The 18,334-nt window shown below is 62.7% G+C and carries 14 protein-coding genes and 1 tRNA gene; 12 read left to right on the top strand and 3 right to left on the bottom strand.

What is annotated here, in order from left to right; all coding sequences use genetic code 11:
- Positions 1-49 precede the first annotated feature (49 nt).
- Together P3T20_RS20590 and P3T20_RS20585 are read left to right on the top strand one after the other, a co-directional pair.
- Positions 50-1,906: a phosphoenolpyruvate carboxykinase (GTP) gene (locus P3T20_RS20590; protein ID WP_074263036.1), complete on the top strand. Its 1,857-nt coding sequence runs from the start codon at positions 50-52 to the stop codon at positions 1,904-1,906.
- A gap of 342 nt (positions 1,907-2,248) precedes the next feature.
- Positions 2,249-3,346, top strand: a complete 1,098-nt coding sequence (locus tag P3T20_RS20585) for a LysR family transcriptional regulator (protein ID WP_074263037.1) — start codon at positions 2,249-2,251, stop codon at positions 3,344-3,346.
- Between the two features lie 157 nt (positions 3,347-3,503).
- Here P3T20_RS20585 and P3T20_RS20580 read toward each other — a convergent pair whose 3' ends face one another.
- The 3 genes from P3T20_RS20580 to dprA form a co-directional block, all read right to left on the bottom strand.
- Positions 3,504-6,170 (bottom strand): DNA topoisomerase III, encoded by a 2,667-nt coding sequence (locus P3T20_RS20580; RefSeq protein ID WP_074263038.1) that lies wholly within the window; start codon positions 6,168-6,170, stop codon positions 3,504-3,506.
- A gap of 228 nt (positions 6,171-6,398) precedes the next feature.
- On the bottom strand, positions 6,399-6,776 hold the full coding sequence (locus P3T20_RS20575; protein WP_074263039.1) for a thioredoxin family protein: 378 nt from the start codon (positions 6,774-6,776) through the stop codon (positions 6,399-6,401).
- 80 nt (positions 6,777-6,856) lie between these two features.
- The gene (dprA, locus tag P3T20_RS20570) at positions 6,857-8,038 is read right to left on the bottom strand and encodes a DNA-processing protein DprA (protein ID WP_074263040.1); all 1,182 of its coding nucleotides are present in this window, start codon (positions 8,036-8,038) and stop codon (positions 6,857-6,859) included.
- Between the two features lie 256 nt (positions 8,039-8,294).
- On the opposite strand from dprA, the gene def reads away from it, so the two are divergent.
- From def to queC, 10 genes are all read left to right on the top strand, one after another.
- Positions 8,295-8,798 (top strand): peptide deformylase, encoded by a 504-nt coding sequence (gene def, locus P3T20_RS20565; protein ID WP_074263041.1) that lies wholly within the window; start codon positions 8,295-8,297, stop codon positions 8,796-8,798.
- Between the two features lie 31 nt (positions 8,799-8,829).
- Positions 8,830-9,813, top strand: coding sequence for a methionyl-tRNA formyltransferase (gene fmt / locus P3T20_RS20560; RefSeq protein WP_074263042.1), 984 nt, complete (start codon positions 8,830-8,832; stop codon positions 9,811-9,813).
- A gap of 188 nt (positions 9,814-10,001) precedes the next feature.
- On the top strand, positions 10,002-10,652 hold the full coding sequence (locus P3T20_RS20555) for a LysE family translocator (protein WP_074263043.1): 651 nt from the start codon (positions 10,002-10,004) through the stop codon (positions 10,650-10,652).
- Between the two features lie 106 nt (positions 10,653-10,758).
- Positions 10,759-11,616, top strand: coding sequence for a zinc metalloprotease HtpX (gene htpX / locus P3T20_RS20550; protein ID WP_074265897.1), 858 nt, complete (start codon positions 10,759-10,761; stop codon positions 11,614-11,616).
- Between the two features lie 256 nt (positions 11,617-11,872).
- On the top strand, positions 11,873-13,300 hold the full coding sequence (rsmB, locus tag P3T20_RS20545) for a 16S rRNA (cytosine(967)-C(5))-methyltransferase RsmB (RefSeq protein WP_074263044.1): 1,428 nt from the start codon (positions 11,873-11,875) through the stop codon (positions 13,298-13,300).
- The gene (locus P3T20_RS20540) at positions 13,297-13,887 is read left to right on the top strand and encodes a DUF4390 domain-containing protein (RefSeq protein WP_074265898.1); all 591 of its coding nucleotides are present in this window, start codon (positions 13,297-13,299) and stop codon (positions 13,885-13,887) included. Before rsmB ends, P3T20_RS20540 begins: the two co-directional genes overlap by 4 nt.
- Positions 13,877-16,282, top strand: a complete 2,406-nt coding sequence (locus P3T20_RS20535) for a sensor histidine kinase (RefSeq protein ID WP_074263045.1) — start codon at positions 13,877-13,879, stop codon at positions 16,280-16,282. Before P3T20_RS20540 ends, P3T20_RS20535 begins: the two co-directional genes overlap by 11 nt.
- Complete coding sequence (esaR, locus tag P3T20_RS20530; RefSeq protein ID WP_074263046.1) at positions 16,283-16,972, top strand: response regulator transcription factor EsaR; 690 nt, start codon at positions 16,283-16,285, stop codon at positions 16,970-16,972. It begins immediately after the preceding gene.
- Positions 16,973-17,071: 99 nt separating this feature from the next.
- A tRNA-Phe gene (locus tag P3T20_RS20525) sits at positions 17,072-17,147 on the top strand.
- A gap of 408 nt (positions 17,148-17,555) precedes the next feature.
- The gene (gene queC / locus P3T20_RS20520) at positions 17,556-18,290 is read left to right on the top strand and encodes a 7-cyano-7-deazaguanine synthase QueC (protein ID WP_074263047.1); all 735 of its coding nucleotides are present in this window, start codon (positions 17,556-17,558) and stop codon (positions 18,288-18,290) included.
- The last annotated feature ends 44 nt before the right edge of the window (positions 18,291-18,334 follow it).

Raw genomic sequence — 18,334 nt, 5'->3', positions numbered from 1 at the left:
GGCCTGTACCGTTTTTCTTTTTGCTTACAAACGAAACGGAGACAGCTCGATGAATCATCCCGCCTTTGCAGGACTTCCGGCCATTGAGGCGCCTGGCTGGGTCAAAAACCGCAAACTGATCGACTGGGTGGAGCGCGTCGCGGCGCTGACCAGGCCAGACCAGATCGTCTGGTGCGACGGCTCGCAGGAAGAATACGACCGTCTGTGCGCGCAGATGGTCGCGGCCGGCACGCTCAGAAAACTCAACCCCACCAAACGTCCGAATTCCTATCTCGCGTGGTCCGATCCGTCGGACGTTGCGCGTGTCGAGGACCGGACTTTCATCTGCTCGCAGCGTCGCGAAGATGCTGGCCCCACCAACAACTGGATTGCCCCGGCGGAGATGCGCTCGACGCTCGACGGCCTGTTCGACGGCGCGATGCGCGGCCGAACGATGTATGTGGTGCCGTTTTCGATGGGTCCGCTCGGCTCCCCGATTGCTCACATCGGCGTCGAACTGAGCGACAGCCCTTATGTGGTCACCAACATGCGCATCATGACGCGCATGGGCCGTGAGGTGTACGACGTGCTCGGCACCGACGGCGACTTCGTACCGTGCGTCCATTCGGTGGGTGCACCGCTCGCCGCCGGGGCGCAGCACGTGCCCTGGCCGTGCAACGACACCAAATACATCGTCCATTTCCCTGAACAGCGCGAGATCTGGAGCTACGGCTCAGGCTACGGTGGCAACGCGCTGCTTGGGAAAAAGTGCTTCGCACTGCGCATTGCCTCGACGATGGGCCGCGCGGAAGGCTGGCTCGCCGAGCACATGCTGATTCTCGGCGTGACCTCGCCGGAGGGGCGCAAGCACCACGTGGCGGCAGCGTTTCCGTCCGCCTGCGGCAAGACCAACTTCGCGATGCTGATTCCGCCGGACGGTATGAAGGGCTGGAAAATCTCGACCATCGGCGATGACATTGCATGGATCAAGCCGGGCAAAGACGGTCGCCTCTACGCAATCAATCCTGAAGCTGGCTATTTCGGCGTCGCGCCGGGCACCAGTGAGAAAACCAACTTCAATGCGATGGCGACGCTGAAGGAAAACGTCATCTTCACCAACGTGGCGCTGACAGACGATGGTGACGTCTGGTGGGAAGGCATGAGCGACGAGGCGCCCGCGCATCTGACGGATTGGCAGGGCAAAGACTGGACACCGGCTATTGCGAAGGAGACCGGCCGCAAGGCGGCGCATGCAAATGCGCGGTTCACGGCGCCGGCATCCCAATGCCCGTCGATCGATGCGGATTGGGAAAACCCGGCCGGCGTGCCGATCGATGCATTCATCTTCGGTGGACGGCGCTCAACCACGGTCCCGCTCGTCACCGAGGCGCGCAACTGGGTCGAAGGCGTCTATATGGCGGCCACGATGGGCTCGGAAACGACCGCAGCGGCTGCGGGACAGCAAGGCGTCGTGCGGCGTGACCCTTTCGCGATGCTGCCGTTTTGCGGCTACAACATGAGCGACTATTTCGCGCACTGGTTGAAGACCGGCGAGCGGCTCGAGCAACTGAACGCGAAATTGCCGAAAATCTTCTGCGTGAACTGGTTTCGCAAAGGCGCAGACGGCAAGTTCGTCTGGCCGGGCTTCGGCGAGAACATGCGCGTGCTGGGCTGGATGGTCGGCCGGATCGAAGGCGTGGCCGAGGGCGAAGAACATGCATTCGGCGTCTCACCGCACTACGAGGACATCGACTGGCGCGGTCTCGATTTCACCAAGGCGCAGTTCGAACAGGTGATCTCGGTTGACGACGCAGCGTGGCGTGCAGAGCTCGCCTTGCACGCGGAATTGTTCGACACACTGCAGCAAAACCTGCCAAGGGCGTTGCGCGACACCAAAACGGCGCTTGAGGAACGACTTACCGCCTGATTATGTGAGCACTCACTCCTTTACTAAGACCGCCTTCGGGCGGTTTTTTTGATTTTCCGCCACACGTGCCCCTATTTCAGTCCAATTCGGACCGCTTATCGCGGAGCTTTCGCTGTTCCGGCAACGAACATAGTCCTCGGTGCACCGCAGCATATTGTTTCTTCGAGAGGAACAATCGATGCGCATCGACTACGCTAAGGAGTACGGTGATACGAAACCTAATAAAAAACCGTGTTCTTGAGCAACTTCTGCACGAATTCAGGAGTCGTAGGAGAATTCCCAGTTCGCTTCACTGCTCACATTGGTTTGGTCAGGGAGCTGTAACACGGCAGGAGTTGTCTTATGGATCATTTGCAATCAATGCGAGTTTTCGTCCGGGTGGCGGATCTCGGCAGTTTTGCCCGCGCAGCCAGCGCGATGGATATTTCCAACGCTGTGGCCACTCGCCACGTAGCCGATCTCGAAGGCCGTCTCGGTACCCGTCTGCTCAACCGTACAACCCGCAGCCTTTCGCTGACCGAGTCGGGTCAGGTGTACCTGGAGCGCGCCCGCCAGATTCTCGACGAGCTGGAAGACGTGGAGCAGATGGTGGTGGCGCGCAATCACGAACCGGTTGGCAGCTTGCGCATTGTCGCGCCGGTGGTGTTCGGGCTGCATAACCTGGCGCCGGTGTTGCAAACCTACGCCGAGCGCTATCCGAAAGTGATTCCCGATGTCACGCTGGTCGACCGTCAGGTCGATCTGGTTGAAGAAGGTTTCGACGTGGGCGTGGTGATCGCGCGGCAGATGCGCAGCGCGAGCATCGTCACGCGGCGTCTGACCACGGGTTGCATGACTGTGTGCGCGACGCCCGCGTATCTGGAGAAGCACGGCACGCCGACACGTCCTGAGCATCTGCTGGAGCATCCGTGCCTGTCGTTGCCGTCCGAGTATTGGGGCGATGAGCGGGTCTTTACCGGTCCGGATGGCGAAGTACGGGTGCGTCCGACAAACGTGATCGTCGCCAACAACACGGAAATGCTGCGTCAGTTCTCGCTGCTCGGCATGGGCATTGCGATTTTGCCAAGCTACCTGATTGGCCGCGACATGACGCGTGGCCGGCTCGTGCGTCTGCTGGGCGAATACCGCTTGCCGCAGGTCGAGATCAACATTGCGTACCCGAGCCGCCGCCATTTGCCGGCCAAGGTGCGTACGTTCATCGACCATCTGGTCGAGCACTTCAGCCAGACGCCGAACAGCCTGCTCGGTGAGCAGTGGATCAAGGACGGTCAAGGATGGCCGGTCTCGGTTTCCGGCGTGGATTCGGAGATGATGCCGCCGGAAGCGTTCGACGGTGCGGAGCCCTTGTCGCGATTGCTGGATAGCGAGATTTCGCCGAAGCTGCCGTCCAAGACGCCGTCTTCACCGCGGGCTCGGCCGGCGGTGCTGTCGCCGCTTTGAGATGCGCTTTGAGTCGGCTCGGTAGGTAAGAAAAAGGCACGGCCTCCTCGCGGAGACTGTGCCTTTTTAGTTTCTGCGCGGTGACTTACGTCACGGACTTCATCGCAGTTTTGAGCGGTGCGGCCGTGCTTGTACTTGCTCCGTGCTCAGGACGCGCTTACGAGCCAGTCTTGCGCGCCGGAGCCTTCTTTGCAGGCGCTTTCTTGGCCGCGGCCGTTTTCGTAGCCGGCGCTTTCTTCGCTGCCGCCTTCCTGGCCGGCGCAGCCTTCTCCGCCACCACTACGTCGTCGTCCGTTTCCGTCGCGGTACCGGCTGCTGCTTTAGCCGCAGCAGTTGCTGCAGTCTTGGCAGCAGTCTTCGCTGACGGCTCTTTCTTCTCGAACTCGAAGCCGATCTTGCCGTCGCTCTGCTTGACGAGGAACGCCTTGAAGTTGCGGCCGGTACGCGACGACTTGAAGTTCGTCAGCAGATCGGTGCGGCCTTCTTCCAGCAGCTTGCCCATCTGCTCGCGCGTGATCTCCTGCTGCAGAATCACCTTGCCTGAGCGGAAGTCGCAAGTCTTCGGATTGGCGACCGAGTTCTCGCAGACGTAACTCATGCCGTGCTCGAACACATGCGCCTTGCACTTCGGGCACGCGCCTACCGGCTGCTGGTCGGAGAAGTCAGGGACCTCACCGTCTTCGCCGCCGGAATCCTGGCCGAAGTCGAACTCAAGCTTGTAATTCTTGATCTCGTCGTCGAGCGAAAGCTTGAGGATTGCCGAGAACGGTCGCCCCATCTTGCTGCGGAAGCCCGACAGCGGTCCGATGGTCTTGTTCTGCAGCAGTTCTTCGACTTCCGGAATTTCGAATTGCCGCCCGCCGGGAATCTTCGAAATCGAAAACTCGCACTTCGAGCACGCAAAGCGCCGGTAGTTTTCCTTCACCTGACCGCCGCAATTCGGACATGGCGTTTCCAGCGTCGCGTAGTCGCCGGGAATCGTATCCGAGTCGTATTCTTTCGCGCGCTTGACGATGGTCTGCGTCATGCGGGCGATTTCCTGCATGAACGCGTCGCGATGCAGGTTGCCGCGCTCCATTTGCGAGAGTTTGTACTCCCACTCGCCGGTCAGTTCGGGCGCGGTCAATTCCTTGACGCCGAGCCCACGCAGCAGCGTCATCAACTGGAACGCCTTGGCGGTCGGGATCAGGTCACGGCCTTCACGGATCAGATACTTCTCGCCAAGCAGACCTTCGATGATCGCAGCGCGCGTAGCCGGCGTGCCGAGGCCCTTGGCAGCCATCGCCTCGCGCAACTCGTCGTCCTCGACCAGCTTGCCCGCGCCTTCCATAGCCGACAGCAACGTGGCTTCGTTGTAGCGGGCCGGTGGTTTGGTCACCAGTTGTTGCGCGGCGATCTTGTCGGTCTTGACCTTCTCGTCCTTCTGGACTGGCACGAGATTGGCGTCTTCACCGCTGATCTCGCGGCCATAGACCTGCAGCCAGCCCGGTTCGACCAGCACCTTGCCTTCAGTCTTGAAGTGATGGCCGACAACTTCCGTGATCCGCGTCGTCACCTTGAATTCGGCGGCCGGGAAGAACACCGACAGGAAGCGCTTGACGACGAGGTCGTAAAGCTTCTGCTCCGGCTCGGACAGATTCTTGGGCGCCTGCAGGGTGGGGATGATTGCGAAGTGGTCGCTGATCTTCGAGTTATCGAAGATGCGCTTGTTCGGCTTCACCCAGCCCTTGTCGAGTACCTGTTTGGCGAACGGCAGGTAGTTGTTGCTTTCCTTGAGCATGCCAAGCGTCTGCTTGACCGTGTCCATGTAGTCTTCGGGCAGCGCGCGCGCATCGGTACGCGGGTACGTGAGTACCTTGTGCCGTTCGTACAGTGCCTGAGCCAGACCCAAGGTGTTCTTGGCCGAGAAGCCAAAGCGGCCGTTTGCCTCACGCTGCAAACTCGTCAGGTCGAACAGCGCCGGCGACAGTTGCGTCGTCGGCTTGGATTCTTCCGTGACCGTGCCGGTCTGGCCGCGACAGGCGGCGACGATCGTCTCGGCGGCGGGCAGCGCCCAGAGGCGCGAGTCGCGCTTTTCCGGGTCGAACTCGTCGCGCTTGAATTTCGGGTCGAACCAGCGGCCTTCGTAGAAGCCCGCTGCGCAGACGAAGTCCGCTTTCACTTCCCAATAGTCGCGCGGCACGAAGCGGCGAATCTTTTCTTCACGTTCGACCACGATCGACAGCGTCGGCGTCTGCACCCGACCGACCGTGGTCAGGAAGAAGCCGCCGCCCTTGCTGTTGAACGCCGTCATGGCACGCGTGCCGTTGATGCCGACCAGCCAGTCGGCCTCCGAGCGGCACCGTGCCGCGTCCGCGAGCGGTTGCATTTCTTCGTCGCTACGCAGACGGGCAAAGCCGTCGCGGATGGCTGCGGGAGTCATCGATTGCAGCCACAGACGCTGAACCGGCTGTTTGGCTTTGGCGTGCTGCGCGATCAGGCGGAAAATCAGCTCGCCTTCGCGCCCCGCGTCACATGCATTGATCAGACGCTCGACGTCCTTGCGCTTGAGCAGCTTGGTCAACACCTTGAGCCGCGATTCGCTTTTTGCAATCGGATTCAGGTCGAAATGCGGGGGGATGACGGGTAGATTGGCGAAACTCCACTTGCCGCGCTTGACTTCATATTCTTCGGGTGCGGCGATTTCGAGCAAGTGGCCGACTGCCGAGGAAAGGACGTAATCGTCACTTTCGTAGTATTCGTCATGCTTGGTAAAACCGCCCAAAGCCCGCGCGATGTCATTCGCGACGGAAGGCTTTTCGGCGATGATCAGTGCTTTGGACATGACTGGATATGAGTTGGTAGATCCGGGTTTAGGCCTTGGGCTTACGACCCCTAGGTTTGCGACCCATTAACGACCGCTTTATAGCACACGCCGTGAAAGGGGCGTGTCAAGTGCCTTAAAAAGCGGCCCATCATAATTGCGTGTCTATCTATTGGGCAAGCGGCGGCAGACGCACTGCAGACTGTTCGCAACGCCCGTGCCGTAAGACTGCGGGTCAAAATGCGCCGTTCAGGCCACCGCCAGGGCTGGCCTCAGCTTCGGCGCGCCGGTTACGCCAGGCAACGCGGTCAGATCGGCCAGCATCCGGTCGACGATGGCCGCCTGTGGCAGCACGGTGCCGAAAAACCGCGTAGTGATGCCGTCCTCTATCAGAATCGTAGGAAAATTTTCTACGTCCAGGTCGTCGAAGCGGTCGGCGTGGGTTTCGATGTCAATCCATGCGAAACAGATTTCCGGATGCTTGTCCGCCAACCGATCGAACGCGTCACGGTATTCCCGGCAGGTTCCGCACCACTCCGCGCACAGGCACGCCACGAACAGTGTTTCGTGGTCGTTGACGCGCTCGGCGATCCGGTCCTGGTCGGTGTCGAGGTTCAGCGCGGGCATGTCGGTTCCTTGCGTACTGGTATCAGGTGCTTTGGCGCGAATGTAGCATGGCGCGTACTCTGCCGCGATTAACCCTGCGCTCAGCCGTGGCTCGCCCGGGCAAACTGGCCGCCCGGTAAAACCGTCAGATGGCCGGCCAACTCGAGCTGCAGCAGGGTGCTTTGTAATGTTGCTTCCTGCATGTCGGTGCGGGCGGCAAGTATTTCAAGCGTCGCGGGCGCATAACCGAGGGCCGCGAGGAGCTTTTGCGCCTCTGGAGCGAGCTCTGAGGCGTCGGTCACGGCCGCGGCGGGTTTGGGCGTGGGTGTCTGCCGTGACAGCTTTCCACTTTCGAACAAGGCGGCGACATCGCCTTTAGGCGGCGGTGCGACGAATCCAAGCTCTTCGAGTATCTCCCCCGGCGTCTCGACCAGTTTCGCGCCCTGTTTCAGCATTCTGTGGCATCCGCGCGACAGTGGGGCGTGGATCGAGCCGGGCAGCGCGAATACGTCGCGCCCCATTTCATTGGCGAGACGTGCGGTGATGAGCGACCCAGAGCGCATCGCAGCCTCGACGATCAGCACGCCACCAACCAGCCCTGCGATTAGCCGGTTGCGCTGGGGAAAGTTGGCTGCGCGTGCAGGCGTGCCGAGCGGCCATTCTGAAACGATGACTCCCTCGGCCGCAATCTGCCGTGCGAGCAACTGATGCGCGGCCGGATAGACGAGATCAGCGCCGGTGCCGATCACGGCGATCGTGCTGCCGCAACCGGTCAGCGCGCCACGATGTGCCGCCCCGTCGATGCCGAGTGCAAGCCCCGACACAACCACCAGCCCGGCCTCCGAGAGCGCGCGGGCGAACCGCTCGGCGTCCTCGACACCTTGTGGCGTGGCACTGCGGCTGCCGACGACCGCGACGCCCTTAGCGTGCAACAGATCAAGCCTGCCTTTTATATATAGCAGCGCGGGCGGATCAGGCATCGTCAACAGGGCAGGCGGATAGGCCGGGTCGTCGAGCGTCACGATGGCATTGCCGGGCAGCTCGCGCCAGGCAAGCACCGCGTCCAGATAGCACGTGAAATCAGCGCCCGGCGGCGCGAGTGCTGCACGGGCGGACGCCTCGTCGGTGGCGGCCGCGAGTAGCGCAAACGGCTGTTCGAGTATCGCGGCCGGCAGGCCGAAAGCGTTCAACATCGCGCGCAGCGCACCGGGTCTCAGACCGGGCGCCATCGAGAGGCGCAGCCACGCGGCAAGTTCGTTATCGGTTGTAGGGAGAGTCTGCATTGCTTATCCATCCTTGAGCACGGCCAGCGGGCAGGCGGGCGCCATGCTAAAATTTTCATCATCCGAAATCACTGCAGCGCCGCGCCCACCCGCGCGGGCTCGTCGTTTGCGCAAAGATTGGCGCGTTGAATCGAACCGGTTCGACACCACCTATCCTCTGCGTAACGCGACGCTCCCACAAGCTAGCCGAATGGCCAGTGACGCGAGTGTTTGGCCTTTCCGCCCGTCGGCGGCGCCTAAAACTAACTTCAAGATCATGGCTTTACTGAACATCATCAATTACCCGGACAAGCGCCTGCACAAGATCGCCAAACCAGTCGAAGCGGTCAATGAACGCATCCGCAGACTGGTCGCAGATATGGCCGAGACAATGTACGCGGCACCCGGCGTTGGGCTCGCGGCCACTCAGGTGGACGTGCACGAGCGCGTTGTCGTGATCGACGTATCCGACACGCACGACGAACTGCATGTGTTCATCAATCCCGAGATCATCTGGTCGAGCGACGAGAAGAAGATCAACGAAGAAGGTTGCCTGTCGGTGCCCGGCATCTACGACAACGTCGAACGTGCCGAGAAAGTGCGCGTGCGTGCGCTCAATGAGAAGGGCGAGACCTACGAGCTGGACTGCGAAGGACTGCTCGCGGTGTGTATCCAGCACGAGATGGATCACCTGATGGGGCGCGTGTTCGTCGAGTACCTGTCGTCGCTCAAGCAGACTCGCATCAAGAGCAAGATGAAGAAGCTCGCACACGCGATGTAATGCGCGTTCATTCCGATTACCGCCCCTGTACATGAGCCATTCGTTGCGCGTCATCTTTGCCGGTACGCCGGAGTTCGCTGCGGCGGCACTGGCCGCCATCCACGAAGCCGGTTTTCCGGTGCCGCTCGTGTTGACGCAGCCCGATCGCCCGGCCGGCCGCGGTATGAAACTGCAGGCCAGCCCGGTCAAGCGTTACGCCGAGGAGCACGGTCTGAGCGTCGCGCAACCGCCTTCGCTGCGCAGGAAAGGCAAATACCCCGCCGAGGCGACTGCCGCCATCGACCTGCTGCGCGCCACGCCGCATGACGTGATGGTGGTCGCGGCCTACGGGCTGATATTGCCGCAGGAAGTGCTGGACATCGCGCCGCACGGTTGCATCAACATTCACGCTTCGTTGCTGCCGCGCTGGCGCGGCGCGGCGCCGATCCACCGCGCCATCGAAGCGGGCGACACCGAAACCGGCATCACGTTGATGCAGATGGATGTGGGCCTCGATACCGGCGCGATGATCTCGGAGACCCGAACACCCATTCACGAGGACGACACCACCGCCACACTGCACGACCGTCTGGCGGAAGCAGGTGCACGGCTAGTCGTCGAGGCGCTGGCCGAACTCGAGCGCAGCGGCAAGCTCGTAGCCACACCGCAGCCAGAGGAAGGCTTCACCTACGCCGAAAAAATCGCCAAGCACGAAGCGGCGCTCGACTGGCGGCGTCCTGCTGCCGTGCTGGCTCGTCAGGTGCGCGCGTTCGATCCGTTCCCGGGTGGCGTGGCGACGCTCGACGACACTTCGCTGAAGATCTGGGCCGCCGCGCCTGCTCAAGCCCAAAGCAATGCGGAACCGGGCACGATCCTCGACGTCTCGCCGGAAGGCGTGCTCGTAGCTTGCGGAGAGGGCGCGTTGTGCCTCACGCAACTGCAGAAGCCCGGCGGCAAGCGCCTGCCGGTGCGTGAATTTCTCGCCGGCTCCACGCTTGCCCGCGGGCAGCGTTTCGCGTTGCCGGAACAAGAGTAACAGGCGTTCCGGCGCGCTTTCCATAGGCCATTCGGCCGACTCACGCGGCACGTCCGGGCGCGTTAGAATCATCGGTATTACGTGCCCGTTCCGAGCTCTCACCAAACCTGCGGTCCCGCGCCAGGCATCGGCGAGCCGCGGACAGCTAGGACGCGACAGGCTACTTGCGTTTTTACCTTGAGGATTCGATGTTCGGCATCAGCCATTTTGGATTTTTCGTCGTTGCCGTTTTCCTGCTCAACGTCACGCCCGGGCCGGATACGGCGTATATCGTCGGGCGCAGTGTTGCCCAAGGGCGCGGCGCGGGTCTGACGTCGGCGCTGGGTATTTCCGCGGGCTGCTGCGTGCACTCGCTTGCCTGCGCGTTCGGGTTGACCGCGCTGCTGGCCGCGTCGGCAACTGCGTTCACGGTGATCAAGTTCGTCGGCGCGCTGTACCTGATGTATCTCGGCGTGCGGCTGATTTTCACCAAGCCCGCTACCGTTGACACGACGGGTGCGGCTGGAGCGGCGCGTGCGGCCGGCGCGCCGAAGTCGTTGCGGCAACTGTTTCTGCAGGGCTTCTGGACCAACGTCCTGAACCCGAAAGTGGTGCTGTTCTTCGTATCGTTTTTCCCGCAGTTCGTGACCACGGGCAGCGATCACAAAGCCTTGGCGTTCCTCACGCTCGGCGCGGTGTTCGTGCTGATGAGCATGGTGTGGAACAGCTTTGTCGCCTACATTGCGGGCAGCGTCACGCAGCGTTTTTCCGGCAAGCCGGCCATGAAGCGTTGGCTGGATCGGGGTGTCGGCAGTGCGTTTGTTGGACTAGGGCTCAAGCTCGCTACGGCTTCCCGGTGATTGAATTTTCCTTGCCCGTCCATATCTAACAATAAGCTTACAATGAAATCGCTGCCATCAGGCGGCAGTGGATATGAACCCGCATTCGGCGCAAGGAGTGGTGAACATGTTTAACTGGGTCAAAACCGCGATGTTGATGGCCGCGATCACGGCCCTCTTTATCGTGATCGGCGGAATGATCGGCGGCTCGCGCGGCGTGATGATCGCGTTCGTGATCGCGCTCGGCATGAACTTCTTCTCGTACTGGTTTTCGGACAAGATGGTCCTGCGCATGTACAACGCGCAGGAGGTCGACGAAACCGGCGCGCCGCAGTTCTACCGGATGGTGCGCGAACTCGCTACGCGCGCCAGTCTGCCCATGCCGCGCGTCTACCTGATCAACGAAGACGCGCCGAACGCGTTTGCCACTGGCCGCAATCCGGAGCATGCGGCGGTCGCGGCGACCACCGGCATCCTGCGCGTGCTGTCCGAGCGCGAGATGCGCGGCGTCATGGCGCACGAACTCGCGCACGTCAAACACCGCGACATCCTGATCTCAACCGTCTCGGCGACGATGGCGGGTGCGATCTCCGCGCTGGCGAACTTCGCGATGTTCTTCGGCGGCCGCGACGAAAACGGTCGTCCGGCGAACCCGATCGCGAGCATCGCGGTGGCGCTGCTCGCGCCGATCGCCGGCGCGTTGATCCAGATGGCTATTTCCCGTGCTCGCGAGTTCGAAGCGGATCGCGGCGGCGCGCAGATTTCCGGCGACCCGCAGGCATTGGCATCGGCGCTCGACAAGATCCATCGTTACGCGAGCGGCATTCCGTTCCCGACGGCCGAAGCACACCCGTCGACCGCACAGATGATGATCATGAATCCGCTCGCGGGCGGCGGCATGGCCAGCCTGTTTTCTACCCACCCGTCCACTGACGAGCGGATCGCAAGGCTGATGGAAATGGCGCGCACGGGGCGCTTCGAATAAGCCGCGTTGCACCAGGCGTGCACGAGCGCCAACCGGCACCCGTTGACGTCTGCCAGGCAACAAGCCGGGCAACAACCGAGAAGGGCGAGTTCCAACGGGCTCGCCTTTTTCATTAGCAGATCAAGACCCCACGCATCAAGCCAGTCCCATCGCGCGCCCCCCGCCGTGCGCCCCCAACCAGCCCACCGACCGCGCCAAGCTACAATGTCCGCTGTTTGCGCCGCGCGCACCGTGCGGCCTGCCTTTGCCCTGGTTCATGACTTCAAAGCCTTCCACGCGTCCTGTTTCGCCTTCGCCGCGTCCTCGCGAATCGCGCCTGTCGGCCCTGCATCTCGCGCCAGAATCGCTGGGTTTTGCGCTCGACTGCGCGGCCCAGGCCGTGGGCGCGGTGCGACTCGGCTCGGCGCTTCCCGCCGCGCTGCAGTCGGTCTTCGTGTCGGCTCCTGAAGGCAGCGCCGCCGCAGCACGCGGCGCGGTGCAGGACATCTCTTACCGGACCATGCGCCGCCTGGCAACGGCTGACTGGCTGATCGCGAGGCTGGTCCGCAAGGCGCCGCCGCCGCACGTCGCCAACCTGCTTGCCTGCGCGCTCGCCCTGCTCGCAGACGCTGAAGAAACCGCAGCTTATGCACCGTTCACCGTCGTCGATCAGGCCGTCAACGCAATTGCCGCGCGCCGCGAGTTCTCTTTCGCGAAGGGTCTCGTCAACGCCGTGCTCCGCAGCTTCCTGCGCGAGCGGGAATCGCTCCTCGCAGCAGCCCAGGACGACGAAGTCGCGCGCTGGAACTACCCGGCCTGGTGGATCGACGCGGTACGCAAAGCGTGGCCCGACAACTGGCAGGACGTGCTCGCAACTGGCAACACACAGGGACCGCTGACGCTGCGAGTCAACGCGCGCCACTCGACGGTCGACGCCTATCTGCAGGTCTTGCAAAACCACCATATCGACGCCACCCGCGTGGGCGACCACGCGGTGCGCCTCGCGACGCCAATGCCGGTCGACCGCATCCCCGGCTTTGACGATGGCGTGGTCTCAGTCCAGGACGCCGGCGCGCAACTCGCCGCCGAGTGGCTCGGCGCGCGCGACGGCATGCGCGTGCTGGACGCCTGCGCGGCGCCCGGCGGAAAGACGGGTCATCTGCTCGAACTGGCCAATCTCGAACTGATCGCGCTTGAAAGCGACGCGAGCCGCGCACGGCGTATCGGCGAGAATCTGCAACGGCTCGGGCTGAACGCCGAGGTGCGCATCGGCGACGCCGGCGCTCCGGCGAAGTGGCACGACCCGCTCGACCGCCCCTTCGACCGCATTCTGGCCGACGTGCCGTGTTCGGCCTCGGGCATCGTCCGACGCCATCCGGACATCCGCTGGTTGCGCCGCGCCTCCGATATCCCGGCGCTCGTCGCCGAACAGCGGCGCATTCTGGCCGCGCTCTGGCCGCTGGTGAAGCCAGGCGGCGAGTTGCTTTACGTTACGTGCTCGATCTTTCCCGATGAGGGTGAATTGCAGGCGCAGTGGTTTGGAGACAAGTACCAGGATGCGGTACGATTGGACGCGCCGGGGCAACTGCTGCCCAAAGCGGCCCGCGCGCCTGCCAGCGCCCCGGACGGTTCCCGTGCTGAACCGGACGCCGGCTCGAACCCAGATCACGACGGATTTTTCTACGCGCGCTTTCAGAAACGGTGACCATCAAACGCCTTTTTCCGCTTCGGCTCGTGGCCGTGCTCTGGATTGTGCTGGCCTTTTGGCTGAGCGCGCCGGACGCGGCGTACGCCGATTCGATCGCGGTACAGCGCGCGTCGCTGCAGTCGGATGGCGGCGGCTGGAGCCTCGATGCGCGGTTTGACTTCGAACTCAACAGCAACCTCGAAGATGCCGTCAACAAAGGCATCCCGCTCTACTTCACGACCGATTTCGAACTGAGCCGGCCGCGCTGGTACTGGTTCGACGAGCAACCGGTGAGCGTGTCGCAGAGCATCCGGCTGTCGTTTCAGCCGCTTACGCGCGAGTACCGCGTGTCGACCGGCGGCCTGCAGCTCGGCTTCAGCACGCTGAAAGACGCGCTGGCGGTGATCCAGCATGTCACCTCGTGGCATGTGATCGATCGCAATCAGGTGCAGAACGGCGAAACCTATACCGCGTCCGTGCGCATGCAGCTCGACATCGCACTGATGCCCAAGCCATTCCAGATCGACGCTGTGAACAACCGCGACTGGAATCTCTCTTCCGACTGGAAGCGTTTTACTTTCACGGTGACCGAACGTGCTAAATAAAGTACGCGGTACCGCCAGCGTCAGCAGCATCGTCGTGCGCGTGCTGGTGTCGACGGTGGCGGTCACGGCCGTCCTGCTGCTGGTGTTGCTCGCTGCGGCGAGTGCGAACACCGAGTTTTTCGACCGTTACTATCAATGGCTGTACGCGGCCAACGTTGCAGTAGCGCTGATCTTCCTGATGGTCGTGACGGCGCTCGTCCTGATCATCATCTACCGGCTGCGCAAGGGTAAATTCGGCACGCGGCTATTGGCGAAGCTGGCGTTCTTCATGGCGCTGGTCGGCGTGGTGCCGGGCGGCATCATTTACATCGTGTCGTATCAGTTCGTCTCACGCAGTATCGAGTCGTGGTTCGATGTGAACGTCGAGACGGCGCTGACTTCGGGGCTGAATCTCGGGCGCGGCATGCTAGACGCGTCGCTCTCGGATCTGCAGACCAAGGGTCGCCTGATGGCCGAACAGCTTGCCAGTGCAGATGCTGCGGGAACGACGTTGACGCTGCTGCGTTTGCGCGACCAGTTCGGCGTGCAGGACGCGATGATCCTCGAGCCGGGGCGCGGCATGAGCGGCATGAACGTGGTGGCGGAGGCATCGGGCAACTCCGTGACGCTCGTCCCCAACGACTTGCCGACGCCGCTGATGATCGATCAGGCTCGTGGCCGCGGTTTTGCCGCGATCGAAGGCGAAGTAGATGGCGATCCAAACGCGAATGGTGGCAAGGGTGCGCTGCGACTGCGGATCGTGCAGCGCATTCCTGATTCGAACGCGTCGCTTCTGCAGCCCACTGAGCGCTTTTTGCAACTGACGCAGCCGGTGTCGCCGTCGCTCGCGCGCAATGCGGATGCGGTCCAGCGTGCGTATCGCGAGTACCAGGAGAAGGCGCTGGGCCGCACGGGTCTGCGCAAGATGTACATCGGCACGCTGACGCTCGCGCTGTTCCTCGCGACGTTCATCGCCATGATGCTTGCGCTCGCGCTCGGCAATCAGCTCGCGCGACCGCTGTTCCTGCTTGCGCAGGGGACGAAGGAAGTGACCGAGGGCGACTACACGCCGAAACGCGAAATCAAGTCGCGTGACGAACTCGGCTTCCTGACGCAGTCGTTCAATGCGATGACGCGACAGCTTTCCGAGGCGCGCGCGGCGGTGGAAAACAACCGGATCGCACTCGAGCATTCGAAGGCGTATCTCGAGAGTATTCTCGCCAACCTGACCGCGGGCGTGTTCGTATTCGACCGGCAGTTCCGGCTTACCACCGCGAATCGTGGTGCCGAGCGGATCTTCCGTCAGCAGTTCCAGTCGGCGCTCGGTGCTGCGCTCGACCGCATTACCGTGCTGAGCGATTTCGGCGCGATGGTGCGTAAGGCTTTTGCCGATCGCGAAGCCGCCAGCGGAGATGGTCACGACGACCGCGGTCACTGGCAGCAGCAGTTCTCGGTGCAGGTTCCCGGCGAAACGGAACCGCTGACGTTGCTGGTGCGCGGCGCGCGTCTCGTCTCGGCCACTGACCGCGATGCGGAAGACATGCAGACCTCGGGCTACGTGGTGGTGTTCGACGACATCTCCGATGTGATCTCGGCGCAGCGCTCGATCGCCTGGGGAGAGGTGGCGCGGCGTCTTGCGCACGAAATCAAGAATCCGCTCACGCCGATCCAGTTGTCGGCCGAGCGTCTGCAGATGAAGCTGGCGGACAAGCTCGCGCCGTCCGACGCCGACGTGCTCAAGCGCGGCGCGACCACCATCGTCAATCAGGTGGCGGCGATGAAGCAGATGGTGGACAGCTTCCGCGACTACGCGCGCACGCCGCCGGCGGTGCTCGCGAACCTGCAGTTGAATGAACTGGTGAGTGAAGTGCTCACGCTTTACGGCATCGAAGAAGGCAAGAGCGCGATTCACGTGGAGATGGCCACGTTGCCGGTGATCCGCGGCGATGCGACGCAATTGCGCCAGGTGATCCACAACCTGCTGCAGAATGCGCAGGATGCGGTATCGGAGATCGAGCATCCTCGTGTGCTGCTCGAGACGAGGACAGTAGAATATGGCGATCCCGACGCGGAAGGCAAAGTGCGCGTCGCGGTGCGTCTGACCGTATCGGACAACGGACCGGGCTTCCCCGCACGCATTCTGACGCGTGCATTCGAACCTTACGTGACGACCAAGGCCAAAGGAACAGGGCTCGGCCTCGCTATGGTCAAGAAGATCGTCGACGAGCACGGCGCGCGTATCGACATTCGCAACCGTTTGAAAGCAGGCGATGTGATCGAGGGTGCGCAGATTTCGATCCTCTTTCTTCAATTGGCAGACGATGATGCTGCGGCACCTGGGACAGGGCCGCGAACGGCGCATGGCAACGCGTCGCAGGGAATGACAAAAGCAACAGTGCAGACAAGGGCAGCGTAAATGGCAACCATCCTGGTGGTAGATGATGAAATGGGCATCCGGGAATTGCTCTCGGAGATCCTGAGCGACGAAGGGCACGTCGTCGAGGCGGCGGAGAACGCGCAGGAAGCGCGTGAGTTCCGGCTGCGCCAGGCACCCGACCTGGTGCTGCTCGACATCTGGATGCCGGACACCGATGGCGTCACGCTGCTCAAAGAATGGGCCGCGCAGGGGCAACTGACGATGCCGGTGATCATGATGTCCGGTCATGCCACCATCGACACGGCAGTCGAAGCCACCAAGATCGGCGCGCTCAACTTTCTCGAGAAGCCGATTGCTTTGCAGAAGCTGCTGAAGGCGGTCGAACAGGGGCTCGCGCGCGGCAACCCGGCGCCTGCGGCACCTGGTGCCGCGGCGAAGCCTGCCCAGCCGACGAGTCCGTCCGCGGTGGCCTCGGCTGCTTCGCTGCCGACGCTCGCCAGCGACGGCATCGGCAGCGGCACGCTGGCCGCGCAAACCGCGTCGATCTCGTTCGACATTCCGCTGCGCGACGCGCGTGACGCGTTCGAGCGTGCGTACTTCGAATATCACCTCGCGCGCGAGAACGGCAGCATGACGCGCGTGGCCGAAAAGACGGGGCTCGAACGCACGCACCTGTATCGCAAGCTGAAGCAGCTCGGCGTCGATCTCGGCAAGAACAAAGGGGAGTAAGGCGGACGCTGTCGCAAGCTGGGCGGGCGCTTCGGCAAAAATTTTGGGAAGGGGGCTTGAGCGGTAGAAGACCCTTTGATATACTCTCGCTTCTTCGTTGGCCCGGTAGCTCAGTTGGTAGAGCAGCGGATTGAAAATCCGCGTGTCGATGGTTCGATTCCGTCCCAGGCCACCAGGATTCAGCCCCAGGAACTCGCAAGATTCCTGGGGCTTTTCCTTTTCTGATGGGTACCGGTCGCACGGTCTGCGGCGACGCGACGCCGGTGCAATGGACGCGGTGCGGGCTCGGGGCGGCGTTGTGCGGCGCGTGATAAAATCGCGCCAGTTCAAGGACTTGCGCGTTCGTCTGACAAGTCCTTTTGTTTTTAGGGGTGGCATCTGGCACGGGCTTAAGGGCCTTGCTGCATCGCGCACGAACCCCTGCGTCCGACGATCAGCGGTATAAGCGCCAGCGACTCTGGGCAAGGATGGCGCGGCCTATACTGCTTGAGCCGGCTGTTACGCCGGCACGCGTCGCGCCGCGTTGCTGCATGGCGCACACCGCGCAGCGCGACGTGGCACTCATCATTCACGGAGTTTCACGGTGATCCGTAAAGACGCTAAGAGTAGCGCTCTGGTGCTGTTTTCCGGCGGTCAGGACTCGGCCACGTGCCTCGCCTGGGCGCTCGAACGATACGAAACGGTCGAGACGCTCGGCTTCGATTACGGGCAGCGGCATCGGGTCGAACTGGAGTGCCGTGAGGGCTTTCGCGACGCTGTCGTGCGGGCCGTTCCGGCGTGGGCCGATCGCCTCGGCGACGATCACATGATCGACCTGTCGGTGCTCGGTTCGATCAGCGACACCGCGATGACGCGGGAGATCCAGATCGAAGCGGCGGCCAACGGTTTGCCGAACACCTTCGTGCCGGGCCGCAACCTGATGTTCATGACGATCGCTGCGGCGATTGCCTATCGGCGCGGTCTGCAGGTGCTGGTAGGCGGCATGTGCGAGACGGACTTTTCGGGCTATCCCGATTGCCGCGACGACACCATGAAAGCGCTGCAGGTCGCGCTCAACCTCGGCATGGATCAGCGCTTCCTGCTGGAAACGCCGCTGATGTGGCTCGACAAGGCCGATACGTGGCGTCTCGCGCACGAGCTGGGCGGCGACGAACTGGTCGAGCTGATCCGCATCGAGACGCATACGTGCTACCTCGGCGAGCGGGCTGAGCTGCATGCGTGGGGTTTCGGCTGTGGCGAATGTCCGGCGTGCCGTCTGCGCAAGCGCGGCTACGAGGCCTACCTGGCCGGCGAGAAGGTCACTGAAGCACCCGTTTGATCCGTCCGCCCACCTGGTGATGCATGGGGCGGCGGCAACCTTAA

Source organism: Paraburkholderia sp. GAS206C (assembly GCF_050435645.1).
In the GTDB taxonomy this organism is placed as follows: domain Bacteria; phylum Pseudomonadota; class Gammaproteobacteria; order Burkholderiales; family Burkholderiaceae; genus Paraburkholderia; species Paraburkholderia phenazinium_B.
This window is presented reverse-complemented; position numbering and strand designations above follow the sequence as displayed.

Bases quoted from the DNA above. Each gene is read 5' to 3' on its own strand.
- P3T20_RS20555 (WP_074263043.1), top strand. From the start codon at position 10,002: ATGTTCGGCATCAGCCATTTTGGATTTTTCGTCGTTGCCGTTTTCCTG.
- htpX (WP_074265897.1), top strand. From the start codon at position 10,759: ATGTTTAACTGGGTCAAAACCGCGATGTTGATGGCCGCGATCACGGCC.
- rsmB (WP_074263044.1), top strand. From the start codon at position 11,873: ATGACTTCAAAGCCTTCCACGCGTCCTGTTTCGCCTTCGCCGCGTCCT.
- P3T20_RS20580 (WP_074263038.1), bottom strand. From the start codon at position 6,170: ATGTCCAAAGCACTGATCATCGCCGAAAAGCCTTCCGTCGCGAATGAC.
- dprA (WP_074263040.1), bottom strand. From the start codon at position 8,038: ATGCAGACTCTCCCTACAACCGATAACGAACTTGCCGCGTGGCTGCGC.
- esaR (WP_074263046.1), top strand. From the start codon at position 16,283: ATGGCAACCATCCTGGTGGTAGATGATGAAATGGGCATCCGGGAATTG.
- P3T20_RS20575 (WP_074263039.1), bottom strand. From the start codon at position 6,776: ATGCCCGCGCTGAACCTCGACACCGACCAGGACCGGATCGCCGAGCGC.
- P3T20_RS20590 (WP_074263036.1), top strand. From the start codon at position 50: ATGAATCATCCCGCCTTTGCAGGACTTCCGGCCATTGAGGCGCCTGGC.
- fmt (WP_074263042.1), top strand. From the start codon at position 8,830: ATGAGCCATTCGTTGCGCGTCATCTTTGCCGGTACGCCGGAGTTCGCT.
- def (WP_074263041.1), top strand. From the start codon at position 8,295: ATGGCTTTACTGAACATCATCAATTACCCGGACAAGCGCCTGCACAAG.
- P3T20_RS20585 (WP_074263037.1), top strand. From the start codon at position 2,249: ATGGATCATTTGCAATCAATGCGAGTTTTCGTCCGGGTGGCGGATCTC.